Source organism: Pelomonas sp. Root405 (genome assembly GCF_001425165.1).
Classification (GTDB): Bacteria; Pseudomonadota; Gammaproteobacteria; order Burkholderiales; family Burkholderiaceae_C; genus Pelomonas.
Genome location: NZ_LMDU01000004.1, coordinates 1 through 19208 on the forward strand (window position 1 = coordinate 1; position 19208 = coordinate 19208).

The following is a 19208-nucleotide window of genomic DNA, read 5'->3' on the forward strand; positions in this document are numbered from 1 at the left end:
CCGCGAACCTGTCTGCCCGCCAGGCCCTGCACGACAGTCAGGCCTCGGCCGCGTAGTGCGCGGCGACGCCCGGTTGAAGCATCCACTGTCCGTCAGTGAACTTCATGGTGGGTGGGGGTCCTGGTTGTCTCGGGTGGGCCGGCAGCGGTGCCAGCGTCTTTTGCTTATCGTCTGTGGGTGCGCCGGTCTCCTAGGCTGGGGCTGCCTTCACATGGCTGGCGATGTAGTCAGCGTGAGCCGGCATGCCGTTCACGGTCTGGGCGATGGCCTGGCGCAGGCGCACGAAGTGCTGCAGCAGGGCCTGGGCGTCGACGTGGTCGACGAACGGGTCGTAACCCTCGGGTGTGAGGCCGAGGCCGAGGAACAGCGACACCCAGGACGGCTCGGCAAAGCTGTCGCGGTCCAGGATGGCGACGCGGCCGGTCGTGCGGAACAACTCGATCTGGTGCGCCAGGTTGTCGGGAATCGGCATGGCCGCGCAATAGCGCCACAGCTCGCTGTCACGCCGCTCGGTGAGCTTGTAGTGCAGCACGATGAAGTCGCGCGTCGACTCGTACTGCTGGCCCATCAGCCGGTTGAACTCCGCTGCGAGGTGGGGCTTGAAATGCCGGTCCGGGAAGAACTGGATGAGGCGGCCGACGCCATCCATGATGAGCTGGATGCTGGTCGACTCCAGCGGCTCCAGGAAGCCCGAAGCCAGCCCGATGGCGACCACGTTCTTGACCCATCCCTGCTGGCGGCGGCCGGTCGTGAAGCGCAGTTGTCGCGGCGTGTCCAGCGCCTTGCTGTCCAGGCCGGCAAGCAGCGTTGCGGCCGCCTCGTCGTCGCTGATGAAGTGGCTGCAATAGACATGGCCATTGCCGGTGCGGTGCTGCAGCGGAATGCGCCATTGCCAGCCGGCCGCCTTGGCGGTCGACGTTGTGTACGGCGTCAAAGGTTCGATGCGCTCGCTCGGGACGGCCTGGGCGCTGTTGCAGGGCAGCAGCGCGCTCCAGTCTTCGTAAGGGCTCTGCATGGCGCCGCCGATCAGCAGGGCACGAAAGCCGGAGCAATCGATGAAGAGATCGCCGTCGATGCGGCGCCCGTCAGCCAGCTTGACTGCGGCGACGAAGCCGTCCTCAGGCCGCAGTTCGACATCGACGATCAGCCCTTCGATACGCTGCACCCCGCGCTGCAACGCGTACTCGCGCAGATAGGCCGCGTAGAGGCCGGCGTCGAAGTGATAGGCAAAGGAATAGGCGTTGGCCGCCGATGGCGCCCCGTTCTCGGGTGGCGTGAAGCGATTGCCCCTGGCCATCACGGTGGACGTCGACCAGTCCTCGTAGGTCGGCAACTGGGCCACCTCGCGCTGCAGGCGCAGCCAGTGCTGCCACGGCGAGCGACCCTCGATGGCCGGGCCGAAGTCGCCGAAGCCGTGGAAGAAGCGGTGGCCGACACGGCCCCAGTCGCGGAACTCGATGCCGAGCTTGAAGCTGCCCTGGGTGCGCTTAACGAAGTCCGCGCCGTCCAGGCCCAGGGTGCGGTTGTAGGCGCGGATGGGCGGCAGCGTCGCTTCGCCGACGCCGATGGTGCCGATGTCGGGTGACTCGACGAGCGCGATCTCGCAGCGGCCCGGTCCTGCCGCCGCAAAGCGCTGCGCCAGCGGCGCGGCCGCCATCCAGCCGGCGGTGCCGCCGCCAACGATGACGATCTTGCGGATGGAAGGATCGGACATGGCTGTCTCTGGGCCAAGATTTTTTTGAGCCTCGCCGCGGGACCGGCGGGCGGCGCGATCTTCGGCGAGTCGGGCGGCGACGCGCTAGGGGCTTTCACCGTATTTACTTCGTTCGATGGCCGAACTAATATGGCATCCAAGCCCCTCAAAGCATGGGCACCCTTAGGAGACAAATGCAGGCCGAAGCCGCAGGCAGCCAACAGCTGCTCAAGGTCATCAATCGCATGGCGCTGGTCAGGCACCTCTGTGCCCATCCGGGGCTGTCGCGCGCCGACCTCGCCGTTGCCGTCGGCTTGACGAAGTCCACCGTCAGCTTGCTGGTGCGCGAGCTGATCCTGGAAGGCTGGCTGGCCGAACGCGAGGTCGTCGCGACCGGCGACCTCGGCCGCCGCCCCACTCCGCTGTTCATCGACCCGGGCCGCCTGCTGCTGCTCGGTGCCGAGGTCGGCATCGAGTCGGTGCGCGTCGTCGCCACCTCGTTGACCGGCGAAGTCAAAGCCTGCACCGTTGCCAACTACGGCGCCAGCCGCACGGCCAAGGCCTGCATCGGCAGCCTTGCCACGGCGCTGCTGAAGCTGCGCAAGCAGCTCGATGCCAGCCAGCAGATCCTTGGCATCGGCGTGGGCCTGCCGGGCGGTGTCAACGAAGCGCGCGGCGTGCTGCACTTTGCGCCCAACCTCGGTTGGCGTGACGTCCCCGTGGGTGCGCTGCTTGCCGACAAGCTGCAGGACACTTCGCTCGCCGGCGTTCCCCTCTTCATACAGAACGAAGCCGATGTCGCGGCGCTGGGCGAGATGGAGTTCAACCCCGCGCCGGCGTCCGACCCGCTGCTGTATGTCTCCATCAACCAGGGTCTGGGTGCCGGCGTCATCGTCGGTGACCGCCTGCTGACGGGCAGCCGCGGCTTTGCCGGCGAGGTGGGCCACATGGTGCTGCAGATCAATGGCCCGCGCTGCTCCTGCGGCCGCCTGGGCTGCGCCGAGGCGCTTATTGCCACGCGCGCCATGCTCGGCGGCAGCGGCGACGGCACCGTGCTGCGGTCGCTGGCCGAGGTGCGCGCCCATCTCGTCGATGAAGACCCCGAGACGCTGAAGGCCGTCACCTCTGCGGGCCGCTACCTCGGCGTGCTGCTGCAGAACCTGGCCACCGCCTACGACCCCGCCTGCATCGTGCTGGGCGGCTCGGTGGTCGAGCTCGGCACGCCCTTCCTGAAGCCGGCAAGCGACATGCTCAATGACTACGCCGCTGCGGCCGGCCTGCCACCGCCCACCGTGCGCACATCGCTGTTCGGCGCGAACGCCGTCGCCGTCGGCGCCGCTGCATTGGCGCGTTATCGCCTGACCCGCCCTGCCCTGCCGCTAGCCGACAGCGGCGCGGTCATGGCCCTCGGAGAAGGTATCAGCGAGGCGGTGACCTGATGTACCTCGGCATCGATCTCGGCACCTCCGAAGTCAAGCTGCTGCTGCTTGACGGCGAGGGTCGCATCGTCGGCACGGCCGGCAGCGCCCTGAGCCTGTCMAGCCCCGAACCCCTGTGGTCCGAGCAGAACCCCGCCGACTGGTGGCGGGCCACCGGCACCGCGGTGGCGCAACTGCGCACCGCCCACCCGCTGGCCTTCGCCGCCGTGCGCGCCATCGGCCTGTCCGGCCAGATGCACGGTGCCGTGCTGCTCGATGACAACGATGCCGTCCTGCGTCCCGCCATCCTGTGGAACGACGGCCGCAGCCATGCCGAGTGCGATCAGCTCACCGCTGCCGCGCCGCGCCTGCACGACATCGCCGGCAACCTCGCCATGCCCGGCTTCACCGCGCCCAAGCTGCTGTGGGTTCGCCAGCACGAGCCCGAACTGTTCGCCCGCGTGGCCAGNAGCCCCGAACCCCTGTGGTCCGAGCAGAACCCCGCCGACTGGTGGCGGGCCACCGGCACCGCGGTGGCGCAACTGCGCACCGCCCACCCGCTGGCCTTCGCCGCCGTGCGCGCCATCGGCCTGTCCGGCCAGATGCACGGCGCGGTGCTGCTCGATGACAGCGATGCCATCCTGCGTCCCGCCATCCTGTGGAACGACGGCCGCAGCCATGCCGAGTGCGATCAGCTCACCGCTGCCGCACCGCGCTTGCACGACATCGCCGGCAACCTCGCCATGCCCGGCTTCACCGCGCCCAAGCTGCTGTGGGTTCGCCAGCACGAGCCCGAACTGTTCGCCCGCGTGGCCAGCGTGCTGCTGCCCAAGGACTGGCTGCGCCTGCAGCTGACCGGCGACAAGGTCTCCGARCCGTCCGACGCCGCCGGCACGCTGTGGCTGGACGTGGCGCGCCGCGACTGGTCCGACGAGCTGCTGGCCGCCTGCGGCCTGACGCGCGCGCAGATGCCGCGCCTGGTGGAGAGCAACCAGCCCAGCGSYGTGCTGCTGCCCGCGCTGGCCAAGGCCTGGGGCCTGGGTGCCGAAGTCATCGTGGCCGGCGGCGCCGGCGACAACGCCGCCAGCGCCATCGGCATTGGTGCCACCGCGCCGGGCGACGGCTTCATCTCGCTGGGCACCTCSGGCGTGCTCTTYGTCGTCAACGACCGCTACCGACCCAACCCGGCGTCGGCCGTGCATGCCTTCTGCCATGCCCTGCCGCAGCGCTGGCACCAGATGAGCGTGATGCTGTCGGCGGCAAGCTGCTTGCGCTGGTTCTGCACGTTAGTCGGTGCCGACGAGGCCACGCTGCTGGCTGAGCTTTCAACGCAGTCAATGCGCCCATCTTCCTGCCCTATCTGGCCGGCGAGCGCACACCGCACAACGACCCCTTCGCCCCCGGCGTCTTCCACGGCCTGAAGGCCAACACGACGCGCGCGGACTGCACCTATGCCGTGCTCGAAGGCGTGGCCTTCGGCCTGGCCGATGGGCTGGATGCCTTGCGTGCGGCSGGCACCGAAGTGCAGCAGCTGTCSCTCGTCGGCGGCGGCTCGCGCAGCGCGTACTGGGCGCAGCTGATCGCCGACGCGCTGGRTGTCGAGATCGTCGTGCACRCCGGCAGCGAAGCCGGCGGCGCCCTCGGCGCGGCGCGGCTGGGCTGGCTGGCCGCTGGCGGCGAGGTTGACGCCGTCTGCACCCGCCCTGCCATCGCCGCTCGTTTTTCTGCCAACCCCGAACGCCATGCCCGCCTGGCTCCTCGCCTGGCGCGCTTTCGTGATCTCTACNGCCGTCTGCACCCGCCCTGCCATCGCCGCTCGTTTTTCTGCCAACCCCGAACGCCATGCCCGCCTGGCTCCTCGCCTGGCGCGCTTTCGTGATCTCTACCAGCGCCTGCGTGGCGCATGACCTGACCCTGCCATGAGCTATTTCGAACACATCCCGTCCATCCGTTTCGAGGGCGCCGACAGCCAGACCGAGCTGGCCTTCAAGCACTACGACGCCGACCGCATCGTGCTGGGCCAGCGCATGGAAGACCACCTGCGNATCCGTTTCGAGGGCGCCGACAGCCAGACCGAGCTGGCCTTCAAGCACTACGACGCCGACCGCATCGTGCTGGGCCAGCGCATGGAAGACCACCTGCGTTTTGCGGTCTGCTACTGGCACAACTTCGTCTGGACGGGGCTGGACCCGTTTGGCGGCGCAACCTTCGAGCGGCCCTGGTTCCAGGGCGGCAGCCCGATGGAGCTGGCCAAGCTCAAGGCCGACGCAGCCTTCGAATTCTTCGCCAAGCTGGGCGCGCCYTACTACTGCTTCCATGACCGTGACGTCGCCCCGGAAGGCGCCACGCCGCGCGAGAGCCAGGAGAACTTCCAGCGCATGGTCGACGTGCTGGGCGAGAAGCAACAGGNTACTACTGCTTCCATGACCGTGACGTCGCCCCGGAAGGCGCCACGCCGCGCGAGAGCCAGGAGAACTTCCAGCGCATGGTCGACGTGCTGGGCGAGAAGCARCAGGCCACGGGCCGCAAGCTGCTRTGGGGCACGGCCAATYTGTTCAGCCACCGCCGTTTCATGAGCGGTGCRGCCAGCAACCCGGACCCSGAGATCTTCAAGATGGCCGCGCTGCAGGTGCGCGACGCGATGGACGCCACGCTTAAGCTGGGCGGCGAGAACTATGTGCTGTGGGGCGGCCGCGAGGGCTACGAGACGCTCTTGAACACGCGKCTGGGCCAGGAGATGGACCAGCTGGGYCGCTTCCTGAACATGGTGGTCGAGTACAAGCACAAGATCGGTTTCAAGGGCGCCATCCTCATCGAGCCCAAGCCGCGCGAGCCGTCCAAGCACCAGTACGACTTCGACACCGCCACGGTCTACGGCTTCCTCGTGCGCTACGGGCTGGAGAAGGAGGTCAAGGTCAACATCGAGGCCAACCACGCCACGCTGTCGGGCCACAGCTTCGAGCAYGAGATCGCGACCGCMGGGGCCCTGGGCATCCTGGGCAGCCTGGACATGAACCGSGGYGACCCGCAGCTGGGCTGGGACACCGACCAGTTCCCCAACAACGTGCCGGAGACGGCGCTGGCGCTGTACCACGTGCTGCAGGCGGGCGGCCTGGGCTCGGGCGGGCTGAAYTTTGATTCGAAGGTGCGCCGGCAGAGCATTGATGCGGCGGACCTGTTCCACGGTCACATCGGCGGCATGGATGTGTGCGCGCAGGCGCTGCTGATCGCCGAGAAGATGGTCGTGGACGGGCGGCTGAAAGCTGCCGTCGACACGCGCTACGCGGGTTGGGACCAGCCCGCCGGCCAGGACATCCTGCAAGGCCGCCGCTCGCTGGCCGAGCTGGCTGAAGAGGTGCTCGCCAGGAACACCGACGTCGCGCCGGTCTCGGGCCGACAGGAAGTGCTGGARAACCTGGTCAATCGGTTTTGCGGTTGGGTCTTCCTGAACTGGAAAGANGGGCTGGGACACCGACCAGTTCCCCAACAACGTGCCGGAGACGGCGCTGGCGCTGTACCACGTGCTGCAGGCGGGCGGCCTGGGCTCGGGCGGGCTGAAYTTTGATTCGAAGGTGCGCCGGCAGAGCATTGATGCGGCGGACCTGTTCCACGGTCAYATCGGCGGCATGGATGTGTGCGCGCAGGCGCTGCTGATCGCCGAGAAGATGGTCGTGGACGGGCGGCTCAAGGCTGCCGTCGACACGCGCTATGCGGGTTGGGACCAGCCSGCCGGCCAGGACATCCTGCAAGGCCGCCGCTCGCTGGCCGAGCTGGCTGAAGAGGTGCTCGCCAGGAACACCGACGTCGCGCCGGTCTCGGGCCGACAGGAAGTGCTGGAGAACCTGGTCAATCGGTTTTGCGGTTGACGGCCCGCTGACGACACCTTCACCGACCGCACCCCCCGTCACCCCGACCAACAACGCTGCCAATGTCAAACACCCTCGATCAGTCGCAGCGAATGCCATGGGTCCTCCGACCCAGGCGATGTTGATTCCACCTTTCTTTCACCCGCCGAACCAGCTGTAAGACACAGGGCAAACGCCCCACAACAACGACAGGAGACACAGTGAAACACCATCACCCCCGCCGCACCGCCATCTCCATTGCCGCCGCCCAGGCCGCCCTGCTCAGCAGCGGCATCGCCTTTGCGCAGACGCCGCCCGCCGCCCCCGCGCCCGCGGCGTCCGCGCCCGTCCAGAAGGTCGAGACCGTCGTCGTCTCGGGCCGCCGCGCGGCACTGGAATCGGCACAGAGAATCAAGCAGAACTCCGACGAGATCGTCGACTCCATCGTCGCCGACGACATCGGCAAGCTGCCTGACCAGTCCGTCACCGAGGTGCTGCAGCGCATCGTCGGCGTGACCATCGACCGCACCATGTCCAAGGGCGACCCCGAGCACTACTCGGTCGAAGGCTCCAGCGTCAACATCCGCGGCCTGAGCTATGTGCGCTCGGAAGTGAACGGCCGCGACACCTTCTCGGCCAACGGCGGCCGTGCGCTGAACTTCGAGGACGTGCCGCCCGAACTGCTGGCTGCGGTGGACGTGTTCAAGAACCCGTCGGCCGCCCAGATCGAAGGCTCCATCGGCGGCTTGGTGAACCTGCGTACCGCCATGCCCTTCGACAACCCCGGTTTCAAGGGCCACATCACCGCCGTCGGAAAGTACAACGAGCTGCAGGGCAAGTTCAGCCCCTCGGCGTCCGGCCTGCTGTCCAACCGCTGGAAGACCGACGTCGGCGACGTCGGCGTGCTGCTGAGCCTGGCGCACAGCAAGAGCTCGACGCGCACCGACCTGTGGCAGGTTGAGCCCTACTACAACATCGACGGCACGCATTGGGTGCCCAAGGGCGCGCAATGGCGCGACTCCAATTTCGAGCGGGCGCGCAACGGCCTCTACGGCGCGCTGCAGTGGAAGAAGAACGACATCAGCAGTTCGCTCACCTACTTCCAGTCCAAGTACAAGATGCAGTGGGACGAGAACGCACTGTTCGCGCAGACCACGCCCTGGAACCTCGTCATCGGCAGCGACGCCAAATACAACGCCAACAACGTCTTCGTCAGCGGCACGCTGACCTCGCCAGTCGACGGCGGCGTCAACTTCGGCGCCGACACGCGCTACATGACGCGCAACTCCAAGACGAAGGACCTGGGCTGGAACCTGGCGTGGAAGGCCAATGACCGCTGGAGCTTCAGCACCGACCTGCAACTGGTCAAGTCCGACACCAACGCCTTCGACTCCACCGTCGCCACCGGCCTGCTGATGCCCAAGGAGACGCTGGATCTGACGGGCTCGACGCCGCGCGTTGTCTTCGATGCCAGCGACCTGGCCGCCCTCCAGAACAAGGCCAACTACTACTGGGCGTTCACGATGGAACACCTGGACCGCAGCAAGGCCGAGCAGAAGGCCTGGCGCGCGGACGCCAAGTTCAACTTCGACCACGCCGTGCTGCAGGACCTGACCTTCGGCATCCGCCTGACCGACCGCGACGCGACCACCACCAAGACGGTGCCCGACTACAACTGGTCGGCCATCACGCAGACCTGGCAGCGTGGCTGGGACATCAGCGGCCTGGCCTACCTGAACGACCCGCGCTTCAACGCGCCCACCCGCCTGCACGAGTTCAAGAACTTCTTCGGCGGCCAGAGCGTGCCCCCGATCTACGTGCCTGCCGTGTCCTTGGCCAAGGACTACCCGACCAGCTACGCCGCGCTGCACAAGTACCACGACATCCTGTGCGCCGAGCAGACGGCCGCACAGGGCTGGGGCAGCGGCTGCGCGACGTGGTCGCCGGCCAGCTTCGGCACCAACCCGGCGGGCACCAACGAGCAGCATGAGCGCACGCAGGCCGCCTACGCCCAGCTTCGCTTCGACTTCACCGACGCTGGTGCGCCGATCGACGGCAACGTCGGCCTGCGCGCCGTGCGCACGGACATGAAGGCCAGCGGCTACACGGTCTTCAACTACAACCCGGGCATCACGCCAACCCCGGGCCAGACCGTGACCGGCGTGCCGGTGCCGATCATCGCCAGCTTCACCACACCGATCAGCGCCGAGCAAAGCTATGTCGATGTGCTGCCCAGCCTGAACATGCGTTTCAAGGCCAGCGACAAGCTGCAGTTCCGCGCCGCCGTCGCCAAGGGCGTCTCGCGTCCGGACTTCGCGGACATGCAGGCCTACACGTCGATGGAACTGACGACGACCAAGCACACCGAGAACAACGACACGGTGCTGGTCATCGACGGCGTCAACCTGAGCGGTTCGGCCAGCGGCAACCCGCTGCTCAAGCCCGTCAAGTCCACACAGGTCGATCTGACGGCCGAGTGGTACTTCGCCAAGAACGGCTCGGTGACGCTGGCGGTGTTCAACAAGCAGCTGTCGGACATCATCGTCAAGCAGTCGGCGACGACCGTGCTGCGCGATGCGGCCAACAACCCGCTGAACTTCACGGTCACCTCGCCGGTCAATGGCAGCAAGGGCCACGCCCGCGGCTTCGAGCTCGCCTTCCAGCGCTACTTCGACATGCTGCCGGGCTGGATGTCGGGCATCGGGGTGCAGGCCAACTACACCTACGTGACCAGCAAGACCAAACCCTACGACCCCGTCACCACGCCCTTCTGCGCCGGCACCAGCACCGATGCGGCCAACCTGAACCTGAACATCAACGGTTGCGACACCGATGGCCGCACCTTCGGCAACCTGCCGCTGACCAACCTGTCCAAGAACGCCTACAACCTGGCGCTGCTGTATGACTACGGCCCGATCTCGGCACGCGTGGCCTACAGCTGGCGTTCCAAGTACCTGCAGGGCGTCAACGTCAACGGCACGCGCAGCGGCGACGGCCGGCTGACCAACGGCACGGCCGTGGCCTATGCGCTGCCGACCTGGAGCGACGACTACGGCCAGGTCGACGCCGGCATCAGCTACCGCTTCAACGACAAGTTCAGCCTGAGCGTCGAGGGCCAGAACCTGAACAACGCGCTGGCCCGCCAGTTGATGCAGCAGAACATCGGCATGATGACCCGTGCGGTCAACTACACCGGTCGCCGCTACTCGGTGCAGGCCAGCTACTCGTTCTGAGCATGGCAATGGTCCGGCGACCTTCGGGTCGCCGGACGCTTTTCGGAAGTCCGATGAAGACCAAACAACTCCTCCTGGCGGCGGCGCTCGCCTGCCTGATCTCCACAGCACATGCCACCGAGGCTCCCCGCCTCGTGGCAAAGGACGGCCGCCACGCGCTGCTCGTCGACGGCAAACCCTTCCTGATCCTGGGCGCGCAGGCGCACAACTCCAGCAACTACCCCGCCGGGCTGGGTCCCGTGTGGGCCGCCGCCAACGACCTGCGGGCCAACACCGTGCTGATGCCGGTCGCCTGGGAGCAGGTCGAACCCGAGGAGGGCAAGTTCGACTTCAGCTTTGTCGACGTGCTCGTCAAGCAGGCGCGCGAGCAGAACAAGCGCCTCATCATCCTGTGGTTCGCCACCTGGAAGAACACCAGCGCCCAGTACACGCCCGCCTGGGTCAAGCTGGACACCAAGCGCTTTCCCGCCAACGTTGATCCCGAAGGCAAGCCCAACTACAGCCTGAGCCCCTTCGGTGCCGAGACGCTGAAGCACGACAAGCGCGCCTTCGTTGCCTTCATGACGCACCTGAAGAAGATCGACGATAAGCAGCGCACCGTGCTGATGGTGCAGGTGCAGAACGAGGTGGGCACCTACGGGCTGGTGCGTGACTTCGGCAAGGCCGCGCAGGCAGCCTTCGAGCAGCCGGTGCCGGCCGCGGTGCTGGCGCGCAAGAAGCCCGTCGCTGCGGCATCAGGGACCTGGCGCCAGGTCTACGGCGACTATGCCGACGAGTACTTCCACGCCTGGGCCATCGCCCGATACATCAACGACATCGCCGTCGCCGGCCGCGCCGTCTACGACCTGCCGATGTACGTTAACAACGCGCTGCGCGACCCGCTGGAGCAGCCGCCCAAGCCCTGGAAGAGCAACTTCGCCAGCGGCGGCCCGACGCATGACGTCATCGACATTTACAAGGCCGCCGCGCCCGCCATCGACATCGTCGGCCCTGACATCTACAACATCGAGTCGGCCCAGGTGAACGCCAACCTGCGCCTGTTCCAGCGCCCGGACAACGCGCTGTGGGTGCCGGAGATGGGAACCAAGCCGGGCTATGCACGCTTCATCTACGCCATCCTGGGCCGCGGCGCCATCGGCGTGTCGCCCTTCGGCACCGACTACTTCAACTACAGCAACCACCCGCTGGGCACGCTGGCCACCGACAAGACGCTGGTCGAACCCTTCGAGCGCGTCTACCGCATGTTCGCGCCCATCCAGCGCCAATGGGCGCAGTGGGCCTTCGAGGGCCGCACGCAGGGCGTCGCCGAGGGCGACGACCGCCAGCCCCAGCAGCTCGACTTCCCCGGCTGGACGGCCAAGCTGACCTACCGGCTGGGCCGCTTCGGCGAGGCGAGCTGGGGCGGCGAGTTCGCCAAGCCCGCGCCGGGCACGGAGGAGCCCGGCGGCGGCGCCGCACTGGCCCAGATCGCGCCGGACCAGTTCATCCTCATCGGCCACCGCGTGCGTGTGCGCATGGAGCCCGCCGCCGGCACCAGCGGCATGATGCTGCGCGCCGAGGAGGGCGAGTTCGACGCCCAGGGCCGCTGGCAGATGCGCCGCGTATGGAACGGCGACCAGGTCGACTACGGCCTGAACCTGCCGGCCGAACCGGTGATGCTGCGCATCACCATGGGCCGCCCCCGCTGAGCGATGCTGCGCCGCCTCCTGCTGTCTCTGTCGCTGTCGCTGGGCCTGGTCCTGCCGGTGCAGGCCGCGGACCTGGTGCTGCGCTATGACGCGCCGGCGCCCGACACGGCGCAGGGCTGGGAGCAACGCGCATTACCCATCGGCAACGGCCGCCTCGGCGCGATGCTGTTCGGCCAGGTCGCGCGCGACCGCCTGCAGTTCAACGACATCACGCTGTGGACGGGCGACGAGCGTGTGCTCGGCGCCTTCCAGCCGTTCGGCGACGTCGTGCTCGAACTCGACGGTGCCGCGACACCGGTGACCAACTACCGCCGCGAGCTGGACCTGGCCCGCGCAGAGCACCGCCTGAGCTACACGCAGGCCGGCGTTCGCTTCGAGCGCCAGACCATCGCCAGCCACCCGGCGCAGGTCATCGCCTGGCGGCTCAGCGCCGACCAGCCGGGCCGCTACAACGGCCGTATCGCGCTGACCGACCGCCATGGCGCCGCGCTGTCCGCGGCCGGCAGCACCTTGACCGCCGTGGGCCGGCTGCCCAACGGGCTGGCCTATGCCAGCCAGCTGCGGGTCGTGCACGAAGGCGGCAGCGTCAGCGTCGACGGCAATCACCTGGTGCTGCGTGGCGTCAACGCACTGACGCTGGTGCTGGGCGCCGGCACCAGCTACGCGCACGGGCGGGTCAACGGCGCGGCGCCGCTGCCGCGCGTTCAGGCTCAGGTGGCCGAGGCTGCCGCCCAGGCGTGGGACCAGTTGCAGGCCGCACATGAGAGCGACGTGCGGGCGCTGCTTGGCCGCGTGGAGCTCAGCCTGGGCGCCAGCCCGACCGAGCGCCGCGCGCTGACCACTGACGCCCGACTGGCCGCGTACACAAAGAGCGGCGGTGACCCCGAACTGGAGGCGCTGTACTTCCAGTTCGGCCGCTACCTGCTCGTCAGCAGCTCGCGCGGCTCATTGCCGGCCAATTTGCAAGGTTTGTGGAACGATCACCTGCAGCCGCCGTGGAACAGCGACTACCACTCCAACATCAACCTGCAGATGAACTACTGGCCGGCCGAGCCGACCAACCTGGCCGAGGCCGCGCGGCCCTTCCACGCCTTCGTGCAGGACCTGGTGCCGATGTGGCGCCGCCCCGTGGCCGAACGCGCGGCGCTGGCCCGCAAGGACGCGACCGCCCTGCCGCCCGAGACGCCGCCGTGGGACCACTCGGTGCAACCCCCGGTCGAGACCTTCCTGAACGCGCAAGGCCAGCCCATGCGCGGCTGGGCGCTGCGCACGGCCACCAATCCTTTCGGCGCCCAGACCTACCTCTGGAACATGACCGGCAACGCCTGGTACGCGCGCCACTTCTGGGAGCACTACGCCTTCACGCAGGACAAGCGCTTCCTGCGCGAACAGGCCTGGCCGGTGCTCAAGGAAGTGGGCGAGTTCTGGGAAGACCGGCTCAAGGAGAACGCCGACGGCCAGCTGGTCGCGCCGAATGGCTGGTCGCCCGAGCATGGGCCCATCCAGGACGGCGTGGCCTATGACCAGCAGATCCTGTGGGACCACTTCGACAACATGGCGCGCGCCGCTGAGGTGCTCGGCGAGCATGCTGCGCGTGACCGCGCCATCGCGCTGCGCGACCGCCTCGCCGGCCCGCGCATCGGCAGCTGGGGGCAGCTGCTGGAGTGGCAGGCGGAGCTGAAGGATCCCGTGCTCGACACGCCGCGGGACACGCACCGCCACATCTCCCACCTCTACGCCCTCTACCCCGGCCGCCGGATCTCGCCGATGCACACGCCCGAGCTCGCAGCCGCGGCGCGCAAGACGCTGGAGGCACGCGGGGATGTGAGCACCGGCTGGTCGATGGCGTGGAAGATCGCCTTCTGGGCGCGCCTGCACGACGGCGACCGCGCCCACCGCCTGCTGCACGGCCTGCTGTCCCAGCCCGGCGCCCGCGCGGCGCGCGCTGGCGGCGAAGTCAACCAGGGCGGCACCTATCCCAACCTTTTCGACACGCATCCGCCGTTCCAGATCGACGGCAACTTCGGCGCCACGGCGGCCATCGCCGAGATGCTGCTGCAGTCGCACGATGGCACCATCCATCTGCTGCCCGCGCTGCCCGCCGCCTGGTCCGACGGCGCAGTGAAGGGCCTGCGCGCCCGCGGCGGTTTCGAGGTCGACATCGCCTGGGCGGCAGGCAAGCTCAAGCGTGCCACCGTGCGCTCGGTCGCCGGTGCGGGCGGCGGGCGCGTGCGCATCGGCGAGCGCGTCGTCGAGCTGAAGCTCAAGCCTGGCCAGTCGCGCACCTTGCAGTGAACGCCATGAAGAGCCTCCTCTTGATCGCCCTGCTCGCGCTGCTGCCCCTGGGCGCATCGGCCCTGGATCTCAAGGACTGGCAGATCGCTGTCACCGACTTCGAAGGCGAGGCCAAGCTGGTTGGCGACCGCGTCACAGTGCCCAAGCCGGCCAACCCGCGCGTGCCCAACAGCCATGTCGCCGCACGGCGCGGCGACGACGGCGCACTGACGCTGCAGTTCAGCAACAGCTGGATCGCGCAGCTGCGCTGGCAAGACGGCCCGCCGCTGGACCTGCGGCCCTACCTCGCCGAAGGCACCATCGAGTTCGACCTGAACGTCGTCGACCTGGCCCACGGCGGCATGAAGTTCAAGCTTGGCTGCGGCCAGGACTGCGAGCGCAAGATCCCTTTCCTGTTCGCCGGCCGCGAGCTTGCTGGCAAAGGCCGCCAGCACCTGTCCTTCGCGCTGAAATGCTTCTGGCGCGACGGCGACGACTTCTCCGCGGTCCCCGTACCTTTCGCGCTGGAAGGCACCGGCAGCGGTGAAGTGCAGATCAGCAGGCTGCGCATCAGCAAGCAGGGCAAGGCGGCGACTGCCTGCCCCGACTACCGCACCCAGTCCGTCACGCCGCAGCGACTGCAGGAGTCCTGGGCCGTCGACTGGTGGCTGCCTCGCCATGAACAGAAGCTGGCAGAGATCAAGGCGCACCGCGAGGCCGGCCGGCGCGTGGACCTCGTCTTCGTTGGTGACTCCATCACCCAGGGCTGGGAGAACGAAGGCAAGGCCGCCTGGGCGACGCACTTCGCCAAGCACAACGCCGTCGCCCTCGGCTTTGGCGGCGACCGCACCGAGAACCTGTTGTGGCGCCTGCAGAACGGCGAGTTGGACGGCATGGCGCCGAAGGTCATCGTCGTGATGATCGGCACCAACAACACCGGTGAACGGATGGAAGAACCGGCGCTGACGGTGGCCGGCACCCGCGCCAACCTCGAAGAGATCAAGAAGCGCCAGCCGCAGGCCAAGGTGCTGCTGCTGGCACTCTTTCCGCGCGGCGAGAAGCCCGACGACCCGACACGCCGCCATAACGCCAGGATCAATGCATTGCTGCCGACGCTTGCCGATGGCAAGCAGGTTGTCTTCCTCGACATCGGCAAGCAACTCTCCAACCCGGACGGCACGCTGTCCAAGGACATCCTGCCGGACTGGCTGCACCTCAGTCCGCAGGGCTACGAGATCTGGGCCCGCAGCCTGGAAGCTCCCCTTGCTCCCCTTCTGGCGCCCTGACGGCGCCGCGCCCCTGACCTCATGACTGCACTGACCTACTCCAGCCCCTTCCCCGCCGACTTCGTCTTCGGCGTTGCCGCCGCCGCACCGCAGATCGAGGGTGCCGCCTTCACCGACGGCAAGGGCGAATCCATCTGGGACCGCTTCTGCCGCACACCCGGCAAGGTGCAYGACGGCGACACCCTCGACGTCGCCTGCGACCACTACAACCGCTTCGACGAGGACTTCGCGCTGATGGCCTCGCTGGGCCTGAAGTACTACCGCCTGTCCCTGGCCTGGCCGCGCATCTACCCGAACGGCGACGGTGAGCTGAACCCCGCCGGCCTGGACTTYTATCACCGCCTGTTTGCCAGCATGAAGAAGCACGGCATCGAGCCCTGGGTGACGATGTTCCACTGGGACCTGCCGCAGGCGCTGGAAGACCGCGGCGGCTGGGCGTCGCGSGTGACGGTGGACGCGTTCGCGCGCTATGCCGACACCATCGTCAAGGCCTTCGCCGGCGAGGTGAAGCACTGGATCACGATGAACGAGATCCGCTGYTTCACGCAGCTGGCTTATGGYTACGGCACCAAGGCGCCCGGCCGCACTGAGAGCGCCGCCGTCGTCAACCAGACCTTCCACCATGCGCTGCTGTGCCACGGCCATGGCGTGCGGGCCGTGCGCGAGTTCGGCGGCGCCGGCGCGGTCGTCGGCCTGACGGACAACCTCGATGTCTGCATTCCCGTGACCGAAACGCCGGCCGACATCGCCGCGGCCAAGGCCTGGTTCCTGCAGATGAACGCGCATGTGCTGGGCGCCATGCATGCCGGCCGTTATCCCGCGGAGTACCTCGAACGCGTCGGCCCGGATGCGCCCGATGTGCGGCCGGGCGATTTCGACCTCATCAGCCTGCCGACTGACCACCTCGGGCTGAACATCTACACAGGGACCTATGTGCGCGCCGGCAAGTCACCTGCGCGAGGCCCACCGCGCGATTGCCGACGGCGTGCCGCTGAAGGGCTACTTCCTGTGGTCGTTCATCGACAACTACGAGTGGGAAGACGGCTACCAGCGCCGCTTCGGCATCGTGCATTGCGATTACGCCACGCAGTTGCGCACGCCCAAGCTGTCGGCCCGCTATTACGCCGATGTGATGCGCACGCGCACCATCCTGTGAGCCGGACGGACGCCATGACCACCACCGTCGTTCGGGACCGTGTCCCCCTGCCGCAGAAGATGGGCTATGGCCTGGGTTCCTTCCTGGACATGTGGGGGCACTGGCTCTATCAGTCACTGGCCTTTCACGTATTCAATGTCGGCCTGGGCGTCGCGCCGGGCCTGATTTCGACGGCGCTGGGCATCAAGATCTTCATCGACGCCGCCTCCGACGCCTTCTTCGGCTGGCTGTCGGACAACACCCGCACACGCTGGGGGCGACGGCGGCCCTTCATGCTGGTGGGCGGCGTGCTGGCCGGCATCGGCCTGCCGCTGATGTTCGCCGTCGGCCGGGGCTGGAGCGACACCGAATACTTCATCTTCATCCTGGTGTCGCTGGCCATCTACGTGCCCGTGATGGCCTGCTTCAACATGCCGTGGGTGAGCCTGGGCTCGGAGATGACGCCCGACTATCACGAGCGCACCAGCGTGATGGCGATCAAGAACGCGATCCAGAAGATCCCCGAGCTGGGCATGTTCGTGGCGGCTCAATTCACGACGCTGCACTTCTTCAAAGGCGCGGATGGCAAGCCCGACATCCTGCTGGGCGCCCAGGTCTACACGTCCATCCTCGGCGCCATCATGGTGGCGATCTCGCTGGCGATGTTCTTCCTGGTCAAGGAGCGTTACTACGAGAAGGTGGTGGTGACCCAGACCTTCAAGGTGCCCTTCAAGGACACGCTCTACCGCACGCTGCGCAACCGGCCGTTCCGCAAGCTGCTGGGCACCATGCTGGCCTATGGCATGGCCACCGCCATGGTGGGCCTGCTGGGCTATTACACGACGCTGTATTACGTCTGCCGCGGCGATGTGGCCCTGGGCACGCAGTGGAACTCGGCCATGGGCGTGTCGGGCATGGTGATGGGCCTGGCCGGCATTCCATTCGCTGGCTGGGTGGCACACCGCTGGGGCAAGCGCAATGCGTTGATCACCGTGCTGTCGCTGGCCATCTGCGCCTTCATCGGTGACTGGTTCTTCTACAACCCCGAGCTGCCCTGGCTGCAGTTGCTCGCCAGCGGCTGCGTGGCCTTCACCGGCGCCGGCTTCTGGACCATCTACGGCTCGGCCATGGCTGACGTGATCGACCATGACGAGCTGGAGACCGGCCAGCGCCGCGAGGGCTCCTTCGCCGCGTGCCAGTCATGGATCAGCAAGGTGGGCCTGGCCCTGGGCAACGGCGCCTCGGGGTGGATCCTGCAGTTCACCGGCTTCGATGCCAAGCTGCCCGTGCAGGACGAGGAATCGCTGTTCATGATCCGCGTGCTGCTGTCCGGCATCCCGACCATCGGCCTGCTGGTGGCCCTGGTGGTCATCCTGCGCTTCCAGCTCACCGAGGCGCGCCTGAACGAGATTCGCCTGGGCCTCGAAGCGCGCCGGGGAACCGTCTGATGGCCTCGCCCTGCCACCTGCTCTCGAAACCACTACACGGAGACAAGACCATGCGTCGCAACCGCTTCCTCGCGCTCGGCCTCGCGCTGGCGCTCGCACCTTGCGCGCCCGCCTGGGCACAGGGCAAGGGCCTCGTCGGCATCGCGATGCCGACCAAGAGTTCCCAGCGCTGGATCGCCGATGGCGACAACATGGTGGGCAGCCTGAAGGCGCTGGGCTACCAGGTCGATCTGCAGTACGCCGACGACGAGATTCCCAACCAGCTCGCCCAGATCGAGAACATGGTGACCAAGGGCGCCAAGGCCCTGGTCATCGCTTCCATCGACGGCAGCACGCTGTCGGGCATGTTGCAGAAGGCGGCCGAGAAGGGCGTGAAGGTGGTGGCCTATGACCGCCTGATCCGCGGCACCAAGCATGTCGACTACTACGCCACCTTCGACAACTTCCAGGTCGGCGTGCTGCAGGCGCAGTCCATCGTCGACAGGCTCGGCCTGAAGCAGGGCAAGGGGCCGTTCAACATCGAGGTCTTCGCCGGCTCGCCCGACGACAACAACTCCGGCTTCTTCTACGAGGGCGCGATGAGCGTGCTCAAGCCCTATCTGGACAGCGGCAAGCTCGTCATCCGCAGCAAGCAGGTCGGCGCGATGAAGGTGGGCATCCTGCGCTGGGACGGCGCCACCGCCCAGGCGCGAATGGACAACCTGATGTCCGCCTTCTACGGCAAGGACAAGCTGCACGCCGTGCTGGCGCCCGCCGACGTGCTGTCCATCGGCATCATCTCGTCGCTCAAGGGCGTGGGCTACGGCAGCGCCAGCCAGCCGATGCCGGTGATCACCGGCCAGGACGCCGACCTGTCGTCTGTCAAGGCGATCCTGCGCGGCGACCAGGCGTCCACGGTGTTCAAGGACACGCGCCAGCTGGCCAAGGTGACGGCCGATCTGGTGGATGCCGCGCTCAGCGGCCGAACGCCGACGGTGAACGACACCAAGACCTACAACAACGGCGTCAAGGTCGTGCCCTCATACCTGCTCAAGCCCGTGGCGGTCGATGCCACGAACTGGAAACCGGTGCTGGTGGACAGCGGCTACTACAAGGAAAGTCAGCTCAAGTGACGCCCCTCGCCCAACCTTGCCTGCTGAACGCGGGCAATTCTGGTCGGTCCCCCGAGGGGACGGCGATGCTTGCCGG

General features: G+C 67.6%; 9 protein-coding genes and 5 pseudogenes. 13 read left to right on the plus strand and 1 reads right to left on the minus strand.

The genetic code is table 11. The annotated features are described in order from the left end of the window. Window positions 1-190 precede the first annotated feature (190 nt). Complete coding sequence (locus tag ASC81_RS08055; RefSeq protein ID WP_056265023.1) at window positions 191-1714, minus strand: tryptophan halogenase family protein; 1524 nt, start codon at window positions 1712-1714, stop codon at window positions 191-193. 173 nt (window positions 1715-1887) lie between these two features. On the opposite strand from ASC81_RS08055, the gene ASC81_RS08060 reads away from it, so the two are divergent. From ASC81_RS08060 to chvE, 13 genes and pseudogenes are all read left to right on the plus strand, one after another. Next, window positions 1888-3132 (plus strand): ROK family transcriptional regulator, encoded by a 1245-nt coding sequence (locus ASC81_RS08060; protein ID WP_056265026.1) that lies wholly within the window; start codon window positions 1888-1890, stop codon window positions 3130-3132. Then, a partial coding sequence (locus tag ASC81_RS26925) for an FGGY family carbohydrate kinase (protein WP_255354405.1) occupies window positions 3132-3580 on the plus strand: 449 nt, incomplete at its 3' end. The genes ASC81_RS08060 and ASC81_RS26925, both read left to right, overlap by 1 nt. Window position 3581: 1 nt before the next feature. Next, window positions 3582-4897 (plus strand): annotated as a pseudogene (gene xylB, locus ASC81_RS27790) (xylulokinase); the annotation flags it as partial. 292 nt (window positions 4898-5189) lie between these two features. Further along, window positions 5190-5520: pseudogene (locus tag ASC81_RS27795) on the plus strand (xylose isomerase); the annotation flags it as partial. Between the two features lies 1 nt (window position 5521). Beyond that, window positions 5522-6570: pseudogene (locus tag ASC81_RS08070) on the plus strand (xylose isomerase); the annotation flags it as partial. A 607-nt stretch (window positions 6571-7177) separates the two neighbouring features. Further along, the gene (locus tag ASC81_RS08080; protein WP_056265032.1) at window positions 7178-10189 is read left to right on the plus strand and encodes a TonB-dependent receptor; all 3012 of its coding nucleotides are present in this window, start codon (window positions 7178-7180) and stop codon (window positions 10187-10189) included. A 53-nt stretch (window positions 10190-10242) separates the two neighbouring features. Further along, the gene (locus ASC81_RS08085; RefSeq protein WP_056265035.1) at window positions 10243-11877 is read left to right on the plus strand and encodes a DUF5597 domain-containing protein; all 1635 of its coding nucleotides are present in this window, start codon (window positions 10243-10245) and stop codon (window positions 11875-11877) included. Window positions 11878-11880: 3 nt separating this feature from the next. Then, a complete protein-coding gene (locus ASC81_RS08090) occupies window positions 11881-14172 on the plus strand; it encodes a glycoside hydrolase N-terminal domain-containing protein (protein ID WP_056265038.1) in 2292 nt (763 codons plus the stop codon). 5 nt (window positions 14173-14177) lie between these two features. Next, a complete protein-coding gene (locus ASC81_RS08095; RefSeq protein WP_056265040.1) occupies window positions 14178-15437 on the plus strand; it encodes a GDSL-type esterase/lipase family protein in 1260 nt (419 codons plus the stop codon). Window positions 15438-15458: 21 nt separating this feature from the next. Further along, window positions 15459-16323 (plus strand): annotated as a pseudogene (locus ASC81_RS28255) (glycoside hydrolase family 1 protein); the annotation flags it as partial. A 45-nt stretch (window positions 16324-16368) separates the two neighbouring features. Next, a complete protein-coding gene (locus ASC81_RS28260) occupies window positions 16369-16593 on the plus strand; it encodes a family 1 glycosylhydrolase (RefSeq protein ID WP_369820846.1) in 225 nt (74 codons plus the stop codon). Window positions 16594-16676: 83 nt separating this feature from the next. Next, a pseudogene (locus ASC81_RS28265) lies at window positions 16677-18020 on the plus strand (MFS transporter); the annotation flags it as partial. A 50-nt stretch (window positions 18021-18070) separates the two neighbouring features. After that, on the plus strand, window positions 18071-19132 hold the full coding sequence (gene chvE / locus ASC81_RS08110) for a multiple monosaccharide ABC transporter substrate-binding protein (RefSeq protein ID WP_056265046.1): 1062 nt from the start codon (window positions 18071-18073) through the stop codon (window positions 19130-19132). Window positions 19133-19208 lie beyond the last annotated feature (76 nt).

Coding starts and splice junctions, on each gene's coding strand:
- ASC81_RS08055 (WP_056265023.1), bottom strand. CDS start 1,714: ATGTCCGATCCTTCCATCCGCAAGATCGTCATCGTTGGCGGCGGCACC.
- ASC81_RS08060 (WP_056265026.1), top strand. CDS start 1,888: ATGCAGGCCGAAGCCGCAGGCAGCCAACAGCTGCTCAAGGTCATCAAT.
- ASC81_RS08085 (WP_056265035.1), top strand. CDS start 10,243: ATGAAGACCAAACAACTCCTCCTGGCGGCGGCGCTCGCCTGCCTGATC.
- ASC81_RS08090 (WP_056265038.1), top strand. CDS start 11,881: ATGCTGCGCCGCCTCCTGCTGTCTCTGTCGCTGTCGCTGGGCCTGGTC.
- ASC81_RS08095 (WP_056265040.1), top strand. CDS start 14,178: ATGAAGAGCCTCCTCTTGATCGCCCTGCTCGCGCTGCTGCCCCTGGGC.
- ASC81_RS28260 (WP_369820846.1), top strand. CDS start 16,369: ATGTGCGCGCCGGCAAGTCACCTGCGCGAGGCCCACCGCGCGATTGCC.
- chvE (WP_056265046.1), top strand. CDS start 18,071: ATGCGTCGCAACCGCTTCCTCGCGCTCGGCCTCGCGCTGGCGCTCGCA.